General features: G+C 47.5%; 12 protein-coding genes. 11 read left to right on the top strand and 1 reads right to left on the bottom strand.

Annotated features, from left to right (window positions below; translation table 11 throughout):
• The first annotated feature begins 205 nt into the window (after positions 1–205).
• The 7 genes from AC50YG_RS06395 to AC50YG_RS06365 all read left to right on the top strand — a co-directional run bounded on the left by AC50YG_RS06395 (position 206) and on the right by AC50YG_RS06365 (position 9,182).
• Positions 206–1,975, top strand: coding sequence for an extracellular solute-binding protein (locus tag AC50YG_RS06395; protein ID WP_494825552.1), 1,770 nt, complete (start codon positions 206–208; stop codon positions 1,973–1,975).
• Positions 1,976–2,073: 98 nt separating this feature from the next.
• Complete coding sequence (locus AC50YG_RS06390) at positions 2,074–2,964, top strand: ABC transporter permease (protein ID WP_473758424.1); 891 nt, start codon at positions 2,074–2,076, stop codon at positions 2,962–2,964.
• Positions 2,965–3,076: 112 nt separating this feature from the next.
• On the top strand, positions 3,077–3,955 hold the full coding sequence (locus AC50YG_RS06385) for a carbohydrate ABC transporter permease (RefSeq protein ID WP_473758203.1): 879 nt from the start codon (positions 3,077–3,079) through the stop codon (positions 3,953–3,955).
• A gap of 92 nt (positions 3,956–4,047) precedes the next feature.
• On the top strand, positions 4,048–5,778 hold the full coding sequence (locus tag AC50YG_RS06380; RefSeq protein ID WP_494825549.1) for a sensor histidine kinase: 1,731 nt from the start codon (positions 4,048–4,050) through the stop codon (positions 5,776–5,778).
• Positions 5,765–7,405 carry a response regulator transcription factor gene (locus AC50YG_RS06375; RefSeq protein ID WP_494826344.1) on the top strand — a complete coding sequence of 547 codons (1,641 nt, stop codon included), beginning with the start codon at positions 5,765–5,767 and terminating at the stop codon, positions 7,403–7,405. The genes AC50YG_RS06380 and AC50YG_RS06375 overlap by 14 nt, the downstream gene beginning before the upstream one ends.
• A gap of 247 nt (positions 7,406–7,652) precedes the next feature.
• Complete coding sequence (locus AC50YG_RS06370) at positions 7,653–8,669, top strand: Gfo/Idh/MocA family protein (RefSeq protein WP_494825547.1); 1,017 nt, start codon at positions 7,653–7,655, stop codon at positions 8,667–8,669.
• Between the two features lie 39 nt (positions 8,670–8,708).
• On the top strand, positions 8,709–9,182 hold the full coding sequence (locus tag AC50YG_RS06365; protein ID WP_494825545.1) for a heme-degrading domain-containing protein: 474 nt from the start codon (positions 8,709–8,711) through the stop codon (positions 9,180–9,182).
• Between the two features lie 79 nt (positions 9,183–9,261).
• Here AC50YG_RS06365 and AC50YG_RS06360 read toward each other — a convergent pair whose 3' ends face one another.
• A complete protein-coding gene (locus tag AC50YG_RS06360; protein ID WP_494825543.1) occupies positions 9,262–10,107 on the bottom strand; it encodes an AraC family transcriptional regulator in 846 nt (281 codons plus the stop codon).
• Positions 10,108–10,237: 130 nt separating this feature from the next.
• Between AC50YG_RS06360 and AC50YG_RS06355 the strand changes: the two genes are divergently transcribed.
• From AC50YG_RS06355 to AC50YG_RS06340, 4 genes are all read left to right on the top strand, one after another.
• A complete protein-coding gene (locus AC50YG_RS06355; RefSeq protein WP_494825541.1) occupies positions 10,238–12,175 on the top strand; it encodes a glycoside hydrolase family 127 protein in 1,938 nt (645 codons plus the stop codon).
• Positions 12,176–12,443: 268 nt separating this feature from the next.
• Positions 12,444–13,469, top strand: coding sequence for an ABC transporter substrate-binding protein (locus tag AC50YG_RS06350; protein WP_494825539.1), 1,026 nt, complete (start codon positions 12,444–12,446; stop codon positions 13,467–13,469).
• Positions 13,470–13,477: 8 nt separating this feature from the next.
• A complete protein-coding gene (locus tag AC50YG_RS06345) occupies positions 13,478–15,532 on the top strand; it encodes an iron ABC transporter permease (protein ID WP_494825537.1) in 2,055 nt (684 codons plus the stop codon).
• Between the two features lie 515 nt (positions 15,533–16,047).
• Positions 16,048–18,009 (top strand): AraC family transcriptional regulator, encoded by a 1,962-nt coding sequence (locus tag AC50YG_RS06340; protein WP_494825535.1) that lies wholly within the window; start codon positions 16,048–16,050, stop codon positions 18,007–18,009.
• Positions 18,010–18,165: the final 156 nt, after the last annotated feature.

Genomic DNA, 18,165 nt, shown 5'->3' with positions numbered 1-18,165 from the left:
GGCTCAACCTATTAGTTATATATAGAATAGGTTGAGCTTTTGTTTGAACTATAGTAGGTGCCTGTTTAGATTCCAACAAAAAAAGCCTGACCGAAAAGAGGAATGTACGATTTTCGATATGAGGTTAAAAACCGAATATATAAACAGCTGCTCTATGACCCTATAATTAGCTTTGTACCATCAAAGTATAGAAATGGGGTAAAACATGGGTCATTATGTTAAGTTCGCAAAGTTGTTAGCGCTTTCTATTGCGGTTGGAGTATTGCCGACTTTAGCCGCATGTTCGGGCAATAATAATCAACAGCCATCGGGCAGCCCGGCAACCACAGCTGAAAGCTCTTCGGCTGGGGCGGGTACGTGGGAACAGAAGTTTGACCCTCCGGTTACGATTACGACTGCCATTGTCGATGATGGCGCTTCGAGGGGCAATGCGTTCAAGCCCGGCGAGTCGATGGAAGACAACATGAATATACGCTGGATGAAGGACAATATGGGCATCAACGTGAAATTCGATTTTATTGTAACGAAACCGGAAGATTACGATACGAAGCTTCGCCTCCTGCTCTCCAGCGGCGCCAAGCTTCCTGATGCTTTCAGAGCCCAGGGCGAGCCGCTTCAAAGCTTGCTTGCAGCCAATAAGCTAATGTCTCTAGACGAAGCAATTGAAAAATATGCGCATCCAGGATACAAGGAATTATTAGAAAACTATGGATATACCCTGGGGGAAGTCAAAAAAGACGGCAAAATTTATGGTTTGCCATCCTTCTTCATGGGTGACGAAGGCACCGTGATGTGGGTTCGCAAAGACTGGCTTGATAATCTAGGTCTTCAGCCGCCTAAGACGCTGGCCGAGTTCGAGAACGTACTCCAGCAATTTACGGAGAATGACCCTGATAAAAACGGAAAGAACGATACGATCGGTCTGGCCGTTCCGCTTAAAGAAGGACCATGGACTTGGATGGGTCAGACGGACGCCATTGTTGCAGCCCTCACCACCCAAATGATCAATACCTCCGACATCCGCAGCTTCTGGAACAAGGGAGAAGACGGCAAGCTTAGCTATGGCGCGATTAACCCAGACGCCAAACTGTATCTGCAAACGATGAAGGATTGGATGAGCAAAGGTTATATGGACAAGGAAGCCGGAATCAAGGATCCGTCAAAATCCTCCGAATTGGTTGCCAGCGGCAAAGCCGGCATTATGTTTGGTCCGGCCTGGATGGGTGACTGGCCGCTGAGTGACGCGACCAATAACGATCCCAAAGCCAACTTTGAGCCTTATCCACTTCCAGCCGGTCCGGATGGTCTGGTAGGTCGTGCGGAGAAGATGCTGGTTTCGGGCTTTACCGTGTTTAATAAAGACTTTAAGGATATCGAGGTATGGTTCGCTTATTTCAACAAAATGTTCGCGAAGCAATTGGAGCAAGAAGGCGATCCGTACTTCGATCCACGTTGGAAAGACGGTTATTACGAAGGATACGATTTTGTGAAATACAACGGTAAGCTCATCAAGGGCGAATACGAAGCGGCGGGCGTTCCAGCAGACCAATGGCCGCTTAAAGATGGAAGAAGCATGGATATGAGATTCATGATGACGAATATTCTCGGCTCCAGCGTGACGATTCCGTACTCCAACGAGGCTCCAGTGAAGAAGTTTTTGGCCGATCCGACCGCTGAGCCTATAACCTCCAAAGAATTTGATGTTAAACAAATGAAGAAGAAACAAATTGATGCTCAGGGCGTCCGGATTAACCAAGGCATTACAGAGGGGAAAAACTATTTTACCGGCCCAATGACACCGACGATGAAATCCAAAGGCGAATTGCTGAAGAAGCTTGCTACTGAAAGCTACCTCAAAATCATTTACGGCGATCAGCCGATCGAGTATTTCGATGAATTCGTCAAAGAATGGCTGGATAACGGCGGCCAGAAAATTACGGATGAAGTCAACGCGTGGTATGCAGAAAACCAGTAACGCGCGCTGACAACAGCAATGAAGGGCGGAGGAGAGGGCAGCATTCGCTGCCGGTCTCCTTTCCGTTTTTTCGATGAAAGGAAGGGTACGAATTGGCAATGTACTGGAGAAAAACATGGCCGTTCCACATGCTTTTGTTGCCGGCCTTATTATTATGCATCGTGTTTCAATATATCCCTTTGTTTGGAGTTGTCATTGCCTTTCAAGACTATCAGCCATGGCTTGGCATCAAGGGGTCGACTTGGGTAGGCTTGGATCATTTCCGGTATCTGTTCACGTATCCGGACGGCAAGCAGGTCATCTGGAACACGCTAATTATCGCCGCATTTAAGGTGATCATGAATTTATTTATTCCCATTATTTTCGCTCTTTTGCTCAATGAAGTCAGGAAGATGTTTTTTAAGAGGGTTGTACAGACACTCGTCTATTTGCCGCACTTTTTGTCATGGGTTATCCTAGGCGGCATTATGCTCGATATTCTATCGACGGAGGGCGGGATCGTCAATCGCGTCCTTGAATCATTCGGCATAAACAGCATCTTTTTCTTAGGCAATGGCCCATGGTTCCGATTTACAGTCATCCTTAGCGACGTGTGGAAGGAGTTTGGTTTCTCCGCCATTATTTTCTTGGCTACTCTAATAGGCATCAATCCGGCTTTATACGAGGCGGCCGAAATCGACGGGGCTACCCGCTGGCAGCAAGTCAAATCCATATCCATTCCGCTCATTTTGCCAATCGTGATCGTAGTAGCGACGCTATCGCTCGGTCGGATTTTGGATGCCGGCTTCGATCAAATTCTGAACTTGTACAATCCGCTCGTGTATTCACACGGAGATATCATTGATACCTTCGTTTACCGGGAAGGACTGAACAACGGACAGTTCAGCTTCGGAACGGCGGTTGGGCTATTCAAGTCGTTTATCGGCTTCATCTTAATCGTCATCAGCTACAGATTGGCGTATAAGCTAGCTAACTACCGGATTTTTTAAAATATAAGAATTTATAAGCCTCACTCTTATAAATAGACTTATATTTCATCGCGAAACGGTTGCTATGCCGCCAAAGGACGGCTTCAGTCGTTTACGCTTGAGGAGGCCCACCATGTACTACCGCTCTAGAAGCTACACCGTATTTACGATTTTAAATACCGTCTTTCTCTGCCTGCTGGCGCTCATTTGTATTCTTCCACTTATTCATGTGCTTGCGGTGTCCTTCAGCTCACGGGCTGCGGCAACAGCGAATATCGTCAATTTTTGGCCGGTCGGCTTTACGACGGACGCCTATGTCAAGACGCTGGCCAACGGGAAATTTCTGAAAGCCATGTGGATCGGCGTAGAGCGAACCGTGTTAGGCACGATACTTTCAATGGTCGTAGTCACGATGGCTTCCTACAGCTTATCGAAATCCAGCTACAAATTCCCGGGGCGTCAAATTTACATTTGGATATTCGTTTTCACGATGCTGTTCTCTGGTGGTCTAATCCCCTCATATATATTGGTCAGCAAGCTGCATCTGATTGATACAATTTGGGCGTTGATATTGCCTTCGGCCGTCAGCGTATGGAATATGATTTTAATGCTCAATTTCTTTCGAACGATTCCGCAGGAGCTGGAAGAGGCTGCCCATATCGATGGAGCGGGCCATCTGAGAGTGCTTTGGAGCGTTTATTTACCTGTATCGATGCCGTCCATTGCGACATTATCTTTATTTTCAATGGTATCTCATTGGAATTCATGGTTTGACGGCGTCATCTATATGACCAATCCGGATGGGTATCCGCTCGCCACTTATTTGCATTCCATGATTGTTAGTGACAATATGTCTCGAATTGGTGTAACATCGGAAAGTGTAGCAAATTTCTCCAACCGCACAATTAAAACAGCGCAAATTTTTATCGGCGCGTTGCCGATTTTACTCGTATATCCATTTTTGCAAAAGTATTTTGTTAAAGGAATTGTGCTGGGCTCGGTGAAGTCCTAGGTTAAATCCTAGGTTAAATCTGCCCAGCAGAGAAGATGGAATTGAATTGGAGGAGACCTATGTTATACAACAGAAGCGTTATGGGAGGCAGAATGAATATATTCACGAAAGTCATGATCGTGATCGTACTCATGCTCATCCCTGTCGTTATGATGTATAATTCGTCGAATAAGATCAGTACCGGCGTTGTTGAGCAGGAGCTGCTTCAAGTCAACATGAATCGAATCCGTTTTTTTGTGGAGCAGATGGACGTCGAAGCAGATCGTTTATGGCGAGCTGCCTTCGTCGTTGCATCCGACCCGGATGCGCTGCAGCTGCAGCTCCGTTCTTCTTCCGAACCCTCCTATTCCATGCTGCAATCGAAGACGCTTCTGCTGCAGAAGCTGGATATGCAGTCTACCACCTTCCAATGGGTAAACGATTTCACCGTGTATTCCCCGGTTTCGGACGTAATGGTTTCTACGAATTATTTGCAGCAGCACGATGCGGATTATTTCAGGAATTCGAGCCAGCAGCGTTGGGATTATCGCATGATTGTTACGGAGCGGGGACCGGAGAACGCATTTGTGCGGGATTTAATAACGCCTTTCGAATCGAACGCCAAACCAGAAAATCCAAATTTGTACGTCGAAGTTTCGTTCTCGTCGGAAAATCTAGTGAAAATGCTAGATCGTTTTAAGCAGGGCAGCGTTGGAGAGCCATTTCTCTATAGTCCAGGCTTCGAACCCATTATGCCAGGGGAGTCGGAGCCCGAACTGATCCATGCCATGGCCCAGCAATTCGATAAAATCAAAGCACAAAACCCGAGTGAAGGGTCAGTCAAATTAACTTTTCACAACGAACCTTACCTTGTAAATTATGTGGCATCAGCCTCGCTCGGATGGTATTTGATCGATTTCCAGCCCATGCAAAAAGTGCTGGAACCCATCGATCATAGTAAAAAAATGTTTTATGCCGCAGGCTTGCTATTGCTGGTTCTGGGTGTCGCCTCCGCGGCGCTGCTGTACCGCAACGTGCAGAAGCCGATCTACGATTTAATCCGGGCGGTGAAATTGCTCCGGCGGGGCGAGTATGGTCATCGGGTCAAGCATGTATCCAACAATGAGTTTTATTTTTTGATCGAGCAGTTTAACCTGATGTCCCACGATATTCAAACGCTAATCGACAAAGTATACACGGAGCAGCTTCAGGCTAAAGAGTCATCCCTCAAGCATTTGCAGGCACAAATCAATCCACACTTTCTGTATAATAACTTCGCATATATTCAAAGCATGGCGCAGCTTGAACGGACGAACGCGATCATCGCCTTCACCCAACACTTGAGCCAGTATTACCGTTATACGACAAGGACAGAGCAGCAATTGACTTCTTTGACCGAAGAGATGGAATTAATTCGCAATTATTTGGAAATTCATCGAATGCAGTCCGAGCGCCTGCAATTTCACGAGCAAATTGAAGCAGGCATGTTTTCTTTGCTGATGCCCCGATTGCTGTTCCAGCCGCTTGTCGAGAATGCGATTGTGCATGGAATGGAAGGCAAGAAGGGGAAATTCGAAATCGTCATAACCGGCAAACAGACCGAGGAAGGCTGGGAGCTCATCGTAGAAGACAACGGGGTAGGAATGCAGCAAGCTGAATTGGATGCTTTAAGGCATTCCCTGCAATTGAAATCGAGCGCGGATCACAGCCTTGGGCTAAGGAACGTTCATCAACGTCTAAGGCATTACTTCGGACAATCCTCAGGGCTTCTGATCGATCATTCATCTTTAGGCGGGCTTCGCGTGGGCTTGATGATTAAGAACGGAGGCGATTCCGATATTTGAAGTTCTGATCGTAGATGATATTCCCTCTCAGGTTGACAGTATAGCTGCTACCATTCCGAAGGACGAACTTAGAATTGGGCATATTCATAAAGCTTTTACAGGTGAGGAGGCTTTAAAGCTTTATCGGGAACAAAACATTCATATCGTCATTACGGATATACGGATGCCGGAGATGAACGGAATTGAGCTCATTCGTGAGATCCGCGAAATGGGCCGCAAAGTCAAAATCATCGTGATTTCGGGGTATGCTGATTTCGAGTATGCCCAAGGCGTTGTGCCATATAACACGTCCGGCTACTTAATGAAGCCGGTAAACCCTGAACAGCTTCGGGAAATGCTAGGCAGATTATCCGAAGAAATCACCTGCGAGACGAAGCAGCAACAGCAGCAGCAGCGCGACGTATACGCTTTCCGGGAGAATTTGCCTAGGTTGAAGAGCGAGCTGCTGAATCGTCTGCTGCATGATAACGGCATCCCGTACACGGAACTGGAACGGAAGCTTTTCCTGCTTGACTTGCCTTTCTCCCTGAATCAGGAAGTAGGCTTGTTTATTGTGCGGCTGGAGGGCAGGCTGCAAGCATATGAAAGCATGGATAGAGAGCTTATCGAATATGCGGTCACTAATATGGCGGAGGAATTGTTTAGGGATGTCTTTCACTTGTGGTTCTGCCGCGATCATAATGAATATCTCGTCTTTGTTGTATCAGCCAAAGGGAAAGCCGAAACGAACGGACAGACCCAAGAAACGACGACAATCGATCGAATTACGATGGACGTCCGGGTGGCTATGCTGAAGAAAAAGGCGGAAACCCTCTTAAATGGCAGCGTTTCTATCGCGCTTGCCGTTAACGGGATGTCTTTTCCCGAAGGCGTTCCTGGACTATATCGATCAGTAATTGATGGCATGAGGCGGGTAGAAGAGGGGCGGCAAGGCCTATTTCTGCGAATCACGGGCACACTCGATCAGGTTCGGATCGGAACGCTGACGTCGCTCTATCGACCTCCTCTCCTCATTCATTTGCTCGATACGGGGAACTGGCTGCATGCGGAGGAAAAGTTAATCGAGATATTCGATGAACTGAAAAGCGTCGACTATCCTCCCGAGCATGCCAATGAAGCGTATTTCGCCATTGCTAACGCCTATCAGTATATGGCGCACAAAAAAGGAAAGCTGCTAAGCGAGTTCGGATCGTCCTCCTTCGGTCTCATGCCAGCCGCTCCATCTCTTAAGCAGCTGGAGAAGTGGGCATTTTTCATATTCCGCTGCCTGAGAGAGCAATTGGAAAATTCATCTGTGAAGCAGGCAGGGTTAGTTGACAAAGTCCATAAATTCGTTGAGCAAAACATGAACGACAATTTATCGCTGCAGACGCTTGCGGCGCAAATCGGTCTGCATCCCGCCTACTTGTCCAGAGCATACCGGGCAGAGACGGGAAACAATTTGAGTGAATATATTTTACGATACCGGATGGAATTGGCGGCGTATTTGCTGCGCAGCAGCGACAAGAAAATTTATGAAATCGCTCGAATCATTGGTTATCAGGCAGTGCCGCATTTCATTAAGCTGTTTAGAGCATTTTCGAATATGACCCCTCAGGAATATCGCGATCGAACGGGGCTGTCCTGACTTTTTGGAAGCGTATAGAGATTGAAATCAAAACCCCATTCTATCAAACCCTTGATTGGATGGGGCTTTTTTTATAAAGTCGATTTTTAATAACACATCTATCCGCATCGCCTCTGTTTTGGGTAAAAATCCCTCGGTTTGGACAATCTGAATCTGTCGTTCTATCATGTATACTAAAAGGTAGAATGAAAGCGGTAACATTGATTGGGGAATCAGGACGGGCGAAATGAAAGGGAGGAGTATAACAATGGAAAGAAAAATAAGATGGGGCTTATTAGGGTCAGGAAGTATTGTAGACAGATGGATTTGTGGTGCCAAACAGCTGAATGATGTGGAAATTGTCGCTGTCTCCTCTAGAACAATAGAAAGCGCGCAGAAGATGGCTCTAAAGCACGATATTCCCTTAGCGCTAGAGTATGAAGCTTTGTTAGAAAGAACAGATATTGATGTTGTCTATATTCCCGTACCACATCCCGCACATAAAAAAATGGCGATCATGGCGATGGAGCACGGAAAATCAGTATTGGTAGAAAAACCGGCATGTGTCAATGAAGGCGAATTAATTGAAGTATTAGAATGTGCCAAGAAAAATAATGTATTTTTCATGGAAGGCATGTGGACTAGATTTTTTCCGATGATGAACAAGATAAGGTCATTATTAAATGACGAGGGCATTGGTGAAATTAGAGCGATGAATATCGCATTTTCTTTTAGAATGCCCGGCGAATTTCGTGATAAACGATGGATGAATCCAGAGCTTGCTGGTGGGGGCCTGCTGGATACAGGGATTTACAATCTTCATTTTGCCGAAGCTGTATTAGGGAAAAATCCTGTTGCACTTACAGGGTTCGCTACTATTAATTCTGATGAATACCATATTCAGGTTGACGAGCAAGCAAGCTATATTGCCAAGTATGATAAAGGTGAGCTTGTCGTCATGAGCAGTGGCGTGAGAACAAATATGGTCGATACCGCCATGATCTATGGTACCCAGGGCTATATTGAAGTGCCGTCCTATTGGAAGCCTACCTTAATCCATGTGATGAAGGATGGCAAGATGACAACCTATGAAGAGAAAGCGCCTCAAAAGGTTGAAGGCATTCAAGATGATGGCTTTCAATATGAGATTGCCCATGTGAATGAATGCATAAGGGGAAATTTAAAGCAATCGCCAATGATGACATGGGAGCAAAGCCTATCGATTATGAAGCAGTGTGATGAATTGCGACGTCAATGGGGACTTAAATATCCTTTTGAAGATTAATGAGCGAGACGGGTTTGAAATAAAGGGATGGAGGAATGAATGATGAATCATGAGATGATTGCCAAACAAGAATTGTTATTTCAATTTGATACATTTAGTCATGACTTGGGGATAGAAATTGGTTTATGGCTGTTAAACAAAGCCAGAAGTGATGGGAAGTCTATCGCAGTGGATATATCTAAATGCGGTCAGCAAATTTTCCACGCTGCCTTAGAGGGGACGACTGTCGATAACGATGAATGGCTTAGGAAGAAGAAAAATACGGTGTACAGGCTCAATCAAAGTACATTAGGTGTTCAATTGAAGCTGAAGGAGCAAGGCGTAACGCTGGAGCAAGCACTCCATTTAAGCCCTGTTGACTATGTAGCGGCAGGAGGGGGCTTCCCGATTGTAGTTAAGGGAGTTGGCTTTATTGGAGCCATTGCAGTTACGGGTACCTCGGACGTCGATGAACATGAGCGTATAATAAGCTGTTTAAGTGCTCTACTAGGTGTAAGCGATTATCCGAAATGAATGGTCTGACAGGCAGGAAATGCTGCTGCTTTACCAAACACCAATCGGTCATCCATGATGATCGGTTGGTGTTTTTCGTCTACTCTTTCTTGCGAAAGTGGAGTGGAGTCATTCCAACGCTGCGCTTGAAGCAGGTGGAGAAGTAAGGTGCATATCGAAACCCAACCTCCTCAGCTATGCGATCGATGGACCATTCCGTCGAGATGAGAAGCTGCTTCGCCCGCTCCATCCGGAATTGCAGCAAGTAATGAACGGGCGTGACACCGTATTTCATTTTCATGCAACGAACGATGTAGTTAGGGTGAAAATGCAGCTCCAATGCCAGCGTTTCATTGGTGATTTCCTCTTGGTAGTTGCGCTGCAGGTAAGCAGCAGCCTTCTCGGCCAGACGTGTTGCCGGTGTGCTAGCTATACCCGAGCTTCCGTTTTCCAGCAAAGCGAGCAGTTGGAACAGCAAGTGCTGCTTCTCCCAGAAGGCTTCGCCGACCCGCAGCTCTAGAAGCTGTCTCATCAGATCAAACGCGATTTGGGGATTAGGCAGCGCTGTTTGCTTAGGGATACGTATTAATTTTGGATTATCGAATGGTGAAGACGGGGCTGTTGCTTCTGGCTGGGCAATCAGGGGATCTTGACGCCAGAGCTCATGCTCGAAATGAACCCAGTAAAAAGACGTTTCCTGCGTGCAAGGCTTGACCGAATAATGCTCCCCTTCTGGCAGCAGCAATAACGCATCTCCTGCTCCAAGCGACCATTCGATCCCATTTTCACCAATGTGCAGGACTCCATTAACCACGATCAGCAGATCGAAAAGCCTAAAATGCTTTCGATTCGGATGGCGATCCCCTGTGCGGAAGTCCGAGCGGCCAGCTTCCCAATAATAAGGAAGGGGTGGGGTTTGCAGCGAAACCATGAACTCGTCATTCAAATGCTTATCCTCATCATTCTGTGTTATTTTTTATAGAAAAAAGGTCAATCCGTTTCTATTATGACAGTTATAAAAAGCATATACTCGATGCTATAGAGAGTCAAATTTTATAATTTCGAGGTGGATATCTATGCGAAAAAAACAGATTCATATCCAAGATGATTTTTGGAACTCATATTCCGAGCTTGTTCGCCAAACGGTTATACCCTATCAGTGGGAAGCGCTGAACGATAGGATAGAGGGGGCTGAGCCGAGCCACGCCATACGAAATTTCCAGATTGCTGCTGGATTGGCGAAAGGCGAATTTGGCGGCTGGGTATTTCAAGATAGCGATCTTTACAAATGGCTGGAGGCTGTTGCCTATTCGCTTCGCCGCCACCCCGATCCTGAGCTGGAGAGAATTGCCGATGAAGCGATTGACCTGATCGGCCAAGCCCAGCAAAGCAACGGCTATTTGAATACCTATTTTACGATCAAAGAACCTGGCAGACAATGGACGAATCTTTACGAGGCCCATGAGCTTTATTGTGCAGGCCATTTAATTGAAGCGGCAGTTGCTTATTACGAAGCGACAGGCAAGCGCAAATTGCTCGAAATCTCTTGTCGCTTCGCTGATCTGATTGCAAGCCTGTTCGGAACCGAACCGGGCCAGATCAGGGCCTATTGCGGCCATCAGGAAATTGAATTGGCCTTGGTGAAGCTGTACGGAGTGACGGGAGAAGAGCGCTATTTGAACCTGAGCTGCTACTTCATTAATGAACGTGGAAGCGAGCCAAACTATTTTATAGAGGAATGGGAACGCGGCGGCAGGACAAATATTTGGTCGCAAGGAATGCCTAATCTGGAAGTATACCAATGCCATCTTCCCGTACGTGAGCAAACGGTTGCGGTTGGTCACTCCGTTCGAGCCGTCTATATGTACACGGCGATGGCTGACCTCGCCCGCTTGACTGAAGACGCGGGGCTGCGCGAAGCTTGCGAGCGACTGTGGTTGAATACGACATGTAAACAAATGTACATTACTGGGGGAATTGGCTCAACGCATCACGGAGAAGCTTTCACGTTCGACTACGATCTTCCAAACGATACGGTTTATGCGGAAACCTGTGCCTCTATCGGTTTGATTTTCTGGGCACGCCGGATGCTGCAGCTTGAAGCCAAAAGCGAGTATGCGGATGTGATGGAGAGAGCGCTGTACAACAATGTACTTGGCAGCATGTCCAAGGATGGCAAACATTTCTTTTATGTTAACCCGCTAGAGGTGTGGCCAGAAGCAAGCGGCAAAAATCCAGACAGACATCACGTCAAGCCGGTTCGGCAAAAATGGTTTGGATGCTCCTGCTGTCCCCCTAACGTCGCCCGGCTGCTCTGCTCGCTAAATGATTATATTTACGACGTGTCTAATGATGGCAGGACGGTATATACCCATTTGTTTATTGGAAGCAACGCCTCTTTCGAACTTGGTGGTGTCAACGTAAACTTGCAGCAGCGCTCCGAGCTTCCTTGGAGCGGCCTTATCCAATTATCGGTTTCGCTCCCTGAGGGCGAAGTAAGTGCTGCGTTTGAAATCGCATTACGCATACCGGATTGGTTCCAAAGCGAGCAGCCGACGTTGAAAGTGAATGGCGAAACGCAGCCCTATCGTATTGAAAATGGCTATGCGAAGGTAGAGCGAAATTGGTCAGATGGCGATACCTTGCAGTGGCTGCTTCCGATGGAGGCAAAGCTAATTGCTGCCCACCCGTTCATTCGGGCAGATGCTGGCAAAGTGGCCATTCAGCGTGGGCCGCTCGTCTATTGCCTAGAGGAAGCCGACAATGGAGCTCCGATTACCTCGCTTGCATTAGCCGAGGAGCCGAATTTGACGGAGTATGCCGTTCAAAATCTTCTTGGAGGCTGCGTTATTGTAGAAGGTGATGGAGTAGTGACAGACCCTGCTTCATGGTCCGATGGTAAGCCCTACCGCCCTTATACGAAGCAGAGGAACGCGGTTCGATTCAAGTCCATTCCTTATTATTTATGGGGCAATCGCCAGCCTGGCGAAATGAGCGTCTGGCTGCAGAGCTGAAATAGGTGAATGTATAGGCTACAGGACCGATACAGCTTGCGACAAGGATACAAGGTAACGAGGAGGAAAAGGGCAGGAGAGCGTATCCTGTCCTTTTTTCGTATTCGGGTCGGATAAAGTGGGAATTGAAAATTTAAACATTGACTTTCAGTAAAATGGTAGCTAATATAGCTATTGTACCTAATCATGATAATCATTATCAACATAGTGATAAACATTATCGTAGTAGAATAGCTTTGATTTTTGGAATAACAGGGGGATAAACAAAATGAACAAAAGGCTAATGGGTTTAATTATGATTATCGTTGTTATGCTGGTCGCAGCGGGCTGTGGATCTAACACTACGAATAATTCGGCAGCAGAAGGAACCGCAACTGACCATGCAGCTGCTGCAAATTCGAATGGGGAGTCCGCTGCGGCTGGACCTATTGTATTAAAGGATGCTAAAGGCGAGGTTAAGCTGGATAAGCCTGCGCAAAAGGTTGTCGTACTAGAGTGGACATTTACGGAGGACGTGATTGCGCTTGGAGTGCAGCCAGTTGGTAATGCCGATAACGCACAATATAAGCTGTATGTGACATCAGAAGCGCCACTGGATGAAAACGTGACGGATGTTGGTATGCGTGACGCTCCGAATCTGGAGACAATTGCGGCTTTGAAGCCCGATTTGATTATAGCGAATACGGATAGCCACGAAGCGATTTATGATCAATTGAAAGGCATTGCGCCAACGTTGATTTTTAGTCTATACCCGCTTGAAGGGGACACCAATCAATATGACCAGATGGAAGAAGTGTTCAAAACGATTGCAGCTGCTGTTGGCAAAACAGAGGAAGGTACTAAAGTTCTAGCTGACCTGGATGCGCATTATGCGGATGCAAAGGCTGCGCTTGCTGCGGCAGGAAAGGGTGGCTTCAACTATGTGCTGACACAAGCGTACAGCTACCAAAATGCAGCAACGCTGCGTCTTTTTACTGACAACTCGCTTGCCGTACAAACGCTGGATCGGATTGGCCTGAAAAATGATTGGAAATCGGAAAACTTTGAGGTTTACGGATTTAGCACTTCGACGGTTGAAGCGCTGCCGGCGGTTCAAGACACCAATCTGATCTACATTGTTCAAAAGGATGATAATATTTTTTCGAAAGAACTAAAGGATAACTCGGTTTGGAACGGTCTTACCTTCGTTAAGGAGGAACGCATCTACGGATTAGATAGCGCAACCTGGGTGTTCGGCGGTCCAATCTCCTCGAAAGTGATCGTTGATGAAGTTGTGAATACATTAACGAAATGAGTGCCAAGATGAACGATAATCATAACAATGAAGCCACTATCGGAATGACCTGGCGGGTAATTGGAATATTTGGGGGCGGCCTTGCCGCCCTTTTCGTATTATCCCTTCTTAGTCTTTGCTTCGGGGAAGCTAAAATCCCGGCAGCCACCGTGTTAGAAGGGTTGCTTGGCCGCCAAGATATAATGGAGCATAATCTGCTCTGGGATATCCGCATGCCGCGCACGGTTATTGGTATTTTGGCCGGGGCTGCGCTCGCTGCGGCTGGCGCCTTACTGCAAACGATAACGAAAAACCCGCTCGCTGCCTCAGATACACTAGGTATCAATGCTGGGGCTTACTTTATGGTTGTCCTTGGCGTGGTAGCCTTTCCTGCTCTGCAGCAGCAGTTCCCATTTTTAATGGCTGCGGCGGGGGGATTGCTGGCGGCGTTAATTGCCTATTTCCTGAGCGGCGGCCGGAAGGCCACACCTATCAGGCTTGCCTTATCAGGCATGATCGTATCCATGGTGCTTGGGGCGTTTACAACGGCCATTCATATTTTTAAGCAAACGGAAACGCAAAATTTATTTTTATGGGGTTCAGGTTCCTTAATTCAGCTGAACTGGAGCGGAGTCGAGTATGCATGGCCTTTCGTCATTGGCTTGCTTGGAATCACAATGCTCGCAGGAAGGCAATTTGATGCCTTGGAGCTCGATGAGTCTACCGCTCGTTCGCTTGGGCAGCGTGTAGGCTTAATTCGGGCAATGGGGCTTGGCCTCTCGGTACTGCTGGCTGCGATTGTAGTCAGTGTAGTTGGCCCGATTGGCTTCGTTGGTCTGGTCGCCCCCCATCTTGTCCGGCTTAGCGGTATTCGCAAGCATCGCCTGCTTATTCCCGCCAGCGCATTGTGGGGAGCGCTGCTTATTACGGCGGCGGATTTGCTTGCTCGTATGGTGCGGAGCAATTTAGGGGAAATGCCGGTTGGCGCGGTCATGGCGATTATCGGAGCGCCTTGGCTCATCTGGCTCGTACTGACCAAGATGAAAAATATATCCGGTTCAGGCTCTGGGCAGTCATCTATGAACATCGGCGGGGTAGCGCTGCGTATGCGCTTCGCTCCGACTGCAATATCCATGACCGTGCTGCTCATCGTTATCATCCTCGTAAGCTTGTCGCTTGGGGGAACGAGAATACCGATTGCCGATTTGCTAGGCAGCCTCGTCGGTGGAGGAGACTCATCCTATTCGGTGCTGCTGAAATTAAGGCTCCCGCGTACACTCGTTGCGGCTGGGGGTGGAATTGCGCTTGCTATTAGCGGCGTTTTAATTCAAAGCGCAGTTCGAAATCCGTTGGCTGATGCCTCGATTATTGGCGTGACGTCGGGGGCGGGGTTTGGCGCGCTAATCGTATTGGTTGCGCTGCCGAATTTAACAATCTTCGCTCTCCCGTTTGCGGCAATTGCAGGTGGGATTCTTGCCGCAGCCTTTGTCTTTTTCTTAGCTTGGCGCAAATCTTTAAATCCGTCTGTTCTTATTTTGCTTGGCATCGCAGTATCGGCAATCGGCTCTGCGGGCATACAGGCGATGATCGTCAAGGCGAGCCTTTGGAATAGTACAGCCCTGATTTGGTTAACGGGCACAACCTATGGGAGAGGCTGGAATCAATTTTATAGCATTATGCTGTTTCTGCTTATCCTTCCGATTGCCTACTATTTGGGCAGGAAATTCGATTTGCTGGCGTTTGGCGACGAAAGCTCGATAGGCCTTGGCCTGCCGGTTCGAGGAACGCGGCTCTGGGCGATGATTATCGGCGTTTTGCTAGCAGCGGGAGCTGTTGCGAGCGTAGGTACGATAGGTTTTCTCGGACTTATGGCACCGCATGTCGTGCGCATGATGATTGGGCATCACACGAGACGCTCCATTATTTTGTCAGGACTGCTCGGCGGCTTGCTGCTCGTCATTGCCGATACGCTCGGTAGAACGATTATGGCACCGAAAGAAATTCCATCAGGTCTAATTATTATGCTGATCGGCAGTCCGTATTTCCTGTTCCTCATGTACCGCTCGGTGGTTAGGAAGTTTTAGCAGCGTTTGTGAGGCTGCTTGAAGCCTGCTGCTTTCCAATGCAGGTGGGAACGGAACGGTAAACACCCTGCACAAAGACAGGTTTGGCGGCGGACACAGCAGCCGCTATTTCAGCAGAATCACGGATATGACGCAGGCTGCGGACTCAGGGGACACTAATGCGCTGCCATAAGCCATTTTAATGGGATATTGAGGGCAATAACGGATTTCCTGTCCGCTGATGGCCTGAAATGGGATTAAAAGCCAAAATAGCGGAGCCTCAGTCCGCCATAAAAAGCATGAGCGGGCCCGAGGTAAGCGAACGGAGTAACAATCTAATGCTGTCGTTCCCAGGCTGCCGTTCCCAGTTTTGAATTGTCAGAGGAGATTGCCTCGAATATTCGCTATGCAAGAGCAGTTGCATCAAACAGTTCGATTATGGTTAGATATTACCATGATTGGCCTGTTTTTTGCTTTTTTTATTCGTTTTTTCAAATAAAGACGAGTGCAGTGTAAGAGCAAGGAGTGAAGAAAAAGTGGAAGTCACGAACGACAAGATAAACATGGAGGAGCAGCTGTTTTGGTTCACGCATAGTGCCATTAAAGTGATGGACGTTCGGCATATTAAGATGAAGCTAGGGGAAGCGCTTAGCGCCTATCGGCTGCCGGCCAATGCGTTTTTGTTTGCGCTAAGAGGCAGTGCGGCGGTTGCTTTGGACAATCGGGAATATGCATTCAAAAAATTTCAAATATTGCATGGCGGGAAAGGCTTTTATTTGGATATTCGCCCCACAGATGAGCTTTTTGAATATTATCTCATCCTCTACAAAACGGTTCAGCCGCTTCTGAATATGCCAGAAAAACAGCGGCTGCTGGAGAAAAATCCTTTTCGCATGCAATACGGTGTTACGCCCGTTTTTCCAATATCCCTTTATGAGAAGCTGAAGCAGCTGAACGAAGAATTTCATAAGGACGGCAAGCTTGCTGAGCTGCATGTGAAAACGTTGTTCTACGACTTCATCTATGAATTGCTGCGGCAGCTTGAGGAGCAGGAGGTTCCCGTTATAAAAGCGGATCTGGTCGCCCAAGCGGTCAGGTTTATCCATGAGCATTATGCGGAATCGATTACACTGGAGCGGCTGGCGAATGTGCTGGATTGTACGCCAAGGCATTTAACGCGCCTATTCAAAAATCAAATCCACCATAGTCCGATTGATTATCTCATCCAGCTTCGCATCCAGAAGGCGAAAGATCTGCTGACGAGCACGGAGGGGACTTTACAGGAAATAGCCGCCGGTGTCGGCTATCCGGACGTTTATTTTTTCAGCCGTATTTTTAAAAAGCATACGGGCATTTCGCCGATCCATTATAAAACGGAAGCGAGCCCCCCGAGAAAACGCCCTTATAATCCATTATTGATGTCCCGATACCCCATTGTATCCAGGAGGCGCAGCGGGCATACTGTTATTAGTGATAATCATTATCAAAACAGAGGCGAAGGGGTATTAAGAATGAACAGAGTTTCCAAACAATCAATTGCCATTATGATGCTGCTTGCGGTGACTCTATTGGTCAGTGCATGCGGAAGTTCGGTAAATTCTCCAGCGACAAATGGGGCTGCGCCAGCCGCAAGCAGCCATGCAGCGGAACAGACAGCGGGTGAGCGGGTACTGAAGGATGGTTTGGGGAATGAAGTTAAGGTTCCAGCTAATCCTCAACGGGTTATAGCCTCTTATTTGGAAGATCATTTGGTGGCGCTAGGCGTCATTCCGGTTGCTCAGTGGTCGGTAAGTGATGGGAAGGTGCAAAATTATTTGCAGAAGGAGCTGGCGAATATCCCTGCTATTCCATCCGAGCTTCCCTATGAAGTCGTGCTGAGCTACCAGCCTGATCTTATTATTATCGACAATGCGGAAATGGTAATGGGGGACAAGTATGCACAATATGCTAAAATTGCCCCAACCTATACAGTAGGCAGCGATGTCAACAATGATTGGCGGCAGGAACTGCTGACGGTAGGAGAAGTGCTGAATAAGAGTGAGGAAGCGAAGCAGGTGCTGGCTGATTATGAAGCGAAAGCTACAGATGCCAAGGATAAGCTGCACCAAGCAATCGGTGACAAGTCGGCTGCGGTTCTCTGGATAACGGCTAAAAATGTCTACGTCGTCAACCAAAACTTATCCAGCGGCGATTTGCTTTATCGGGATCTGGGTTTGGCCGTTCCGAACGTGGTTGCGGAAATATCCTCTACGGCGAAGGCGAATTGGAGTGCGATTTCCAAGGAGAAGCTCGCCGAGCTGGACGCCGATTACCTGTTCATTGTGAACAGCAGGGAGGCGACGAAAGAGGAAATTCTGAGCGATCCGATCTGGCAGGGCATTCCTGCAGTGAAAAATAACAACGTCTACGCGTATGACAACAATGCCAGCTGGCTGTACACAGGAACGATTGCCAACTCGCAAATGATTGATGATGTGCTGGAGAGTATTGTGAAATAAATAAATAAACAAATAAATCTAACCCGTAAAATGGACTCTCTAAGAGTTTCCACTTTACGGGTTATTTTCTTGTGAGGCTAAAATAAGTGCAGGAATAGTGATTTTATTGCCATATCAAAATCCCCTCCTATATTGTAGAATGATGCACATAAGTGC

Source organism: Paenibacillus sp. J31R34, assembly GCF_059383715.1.
Note: the sequence above shows the minus strand (reverse complement) of the source record. Positions and strands in the feature narration are given on the sequence as shown.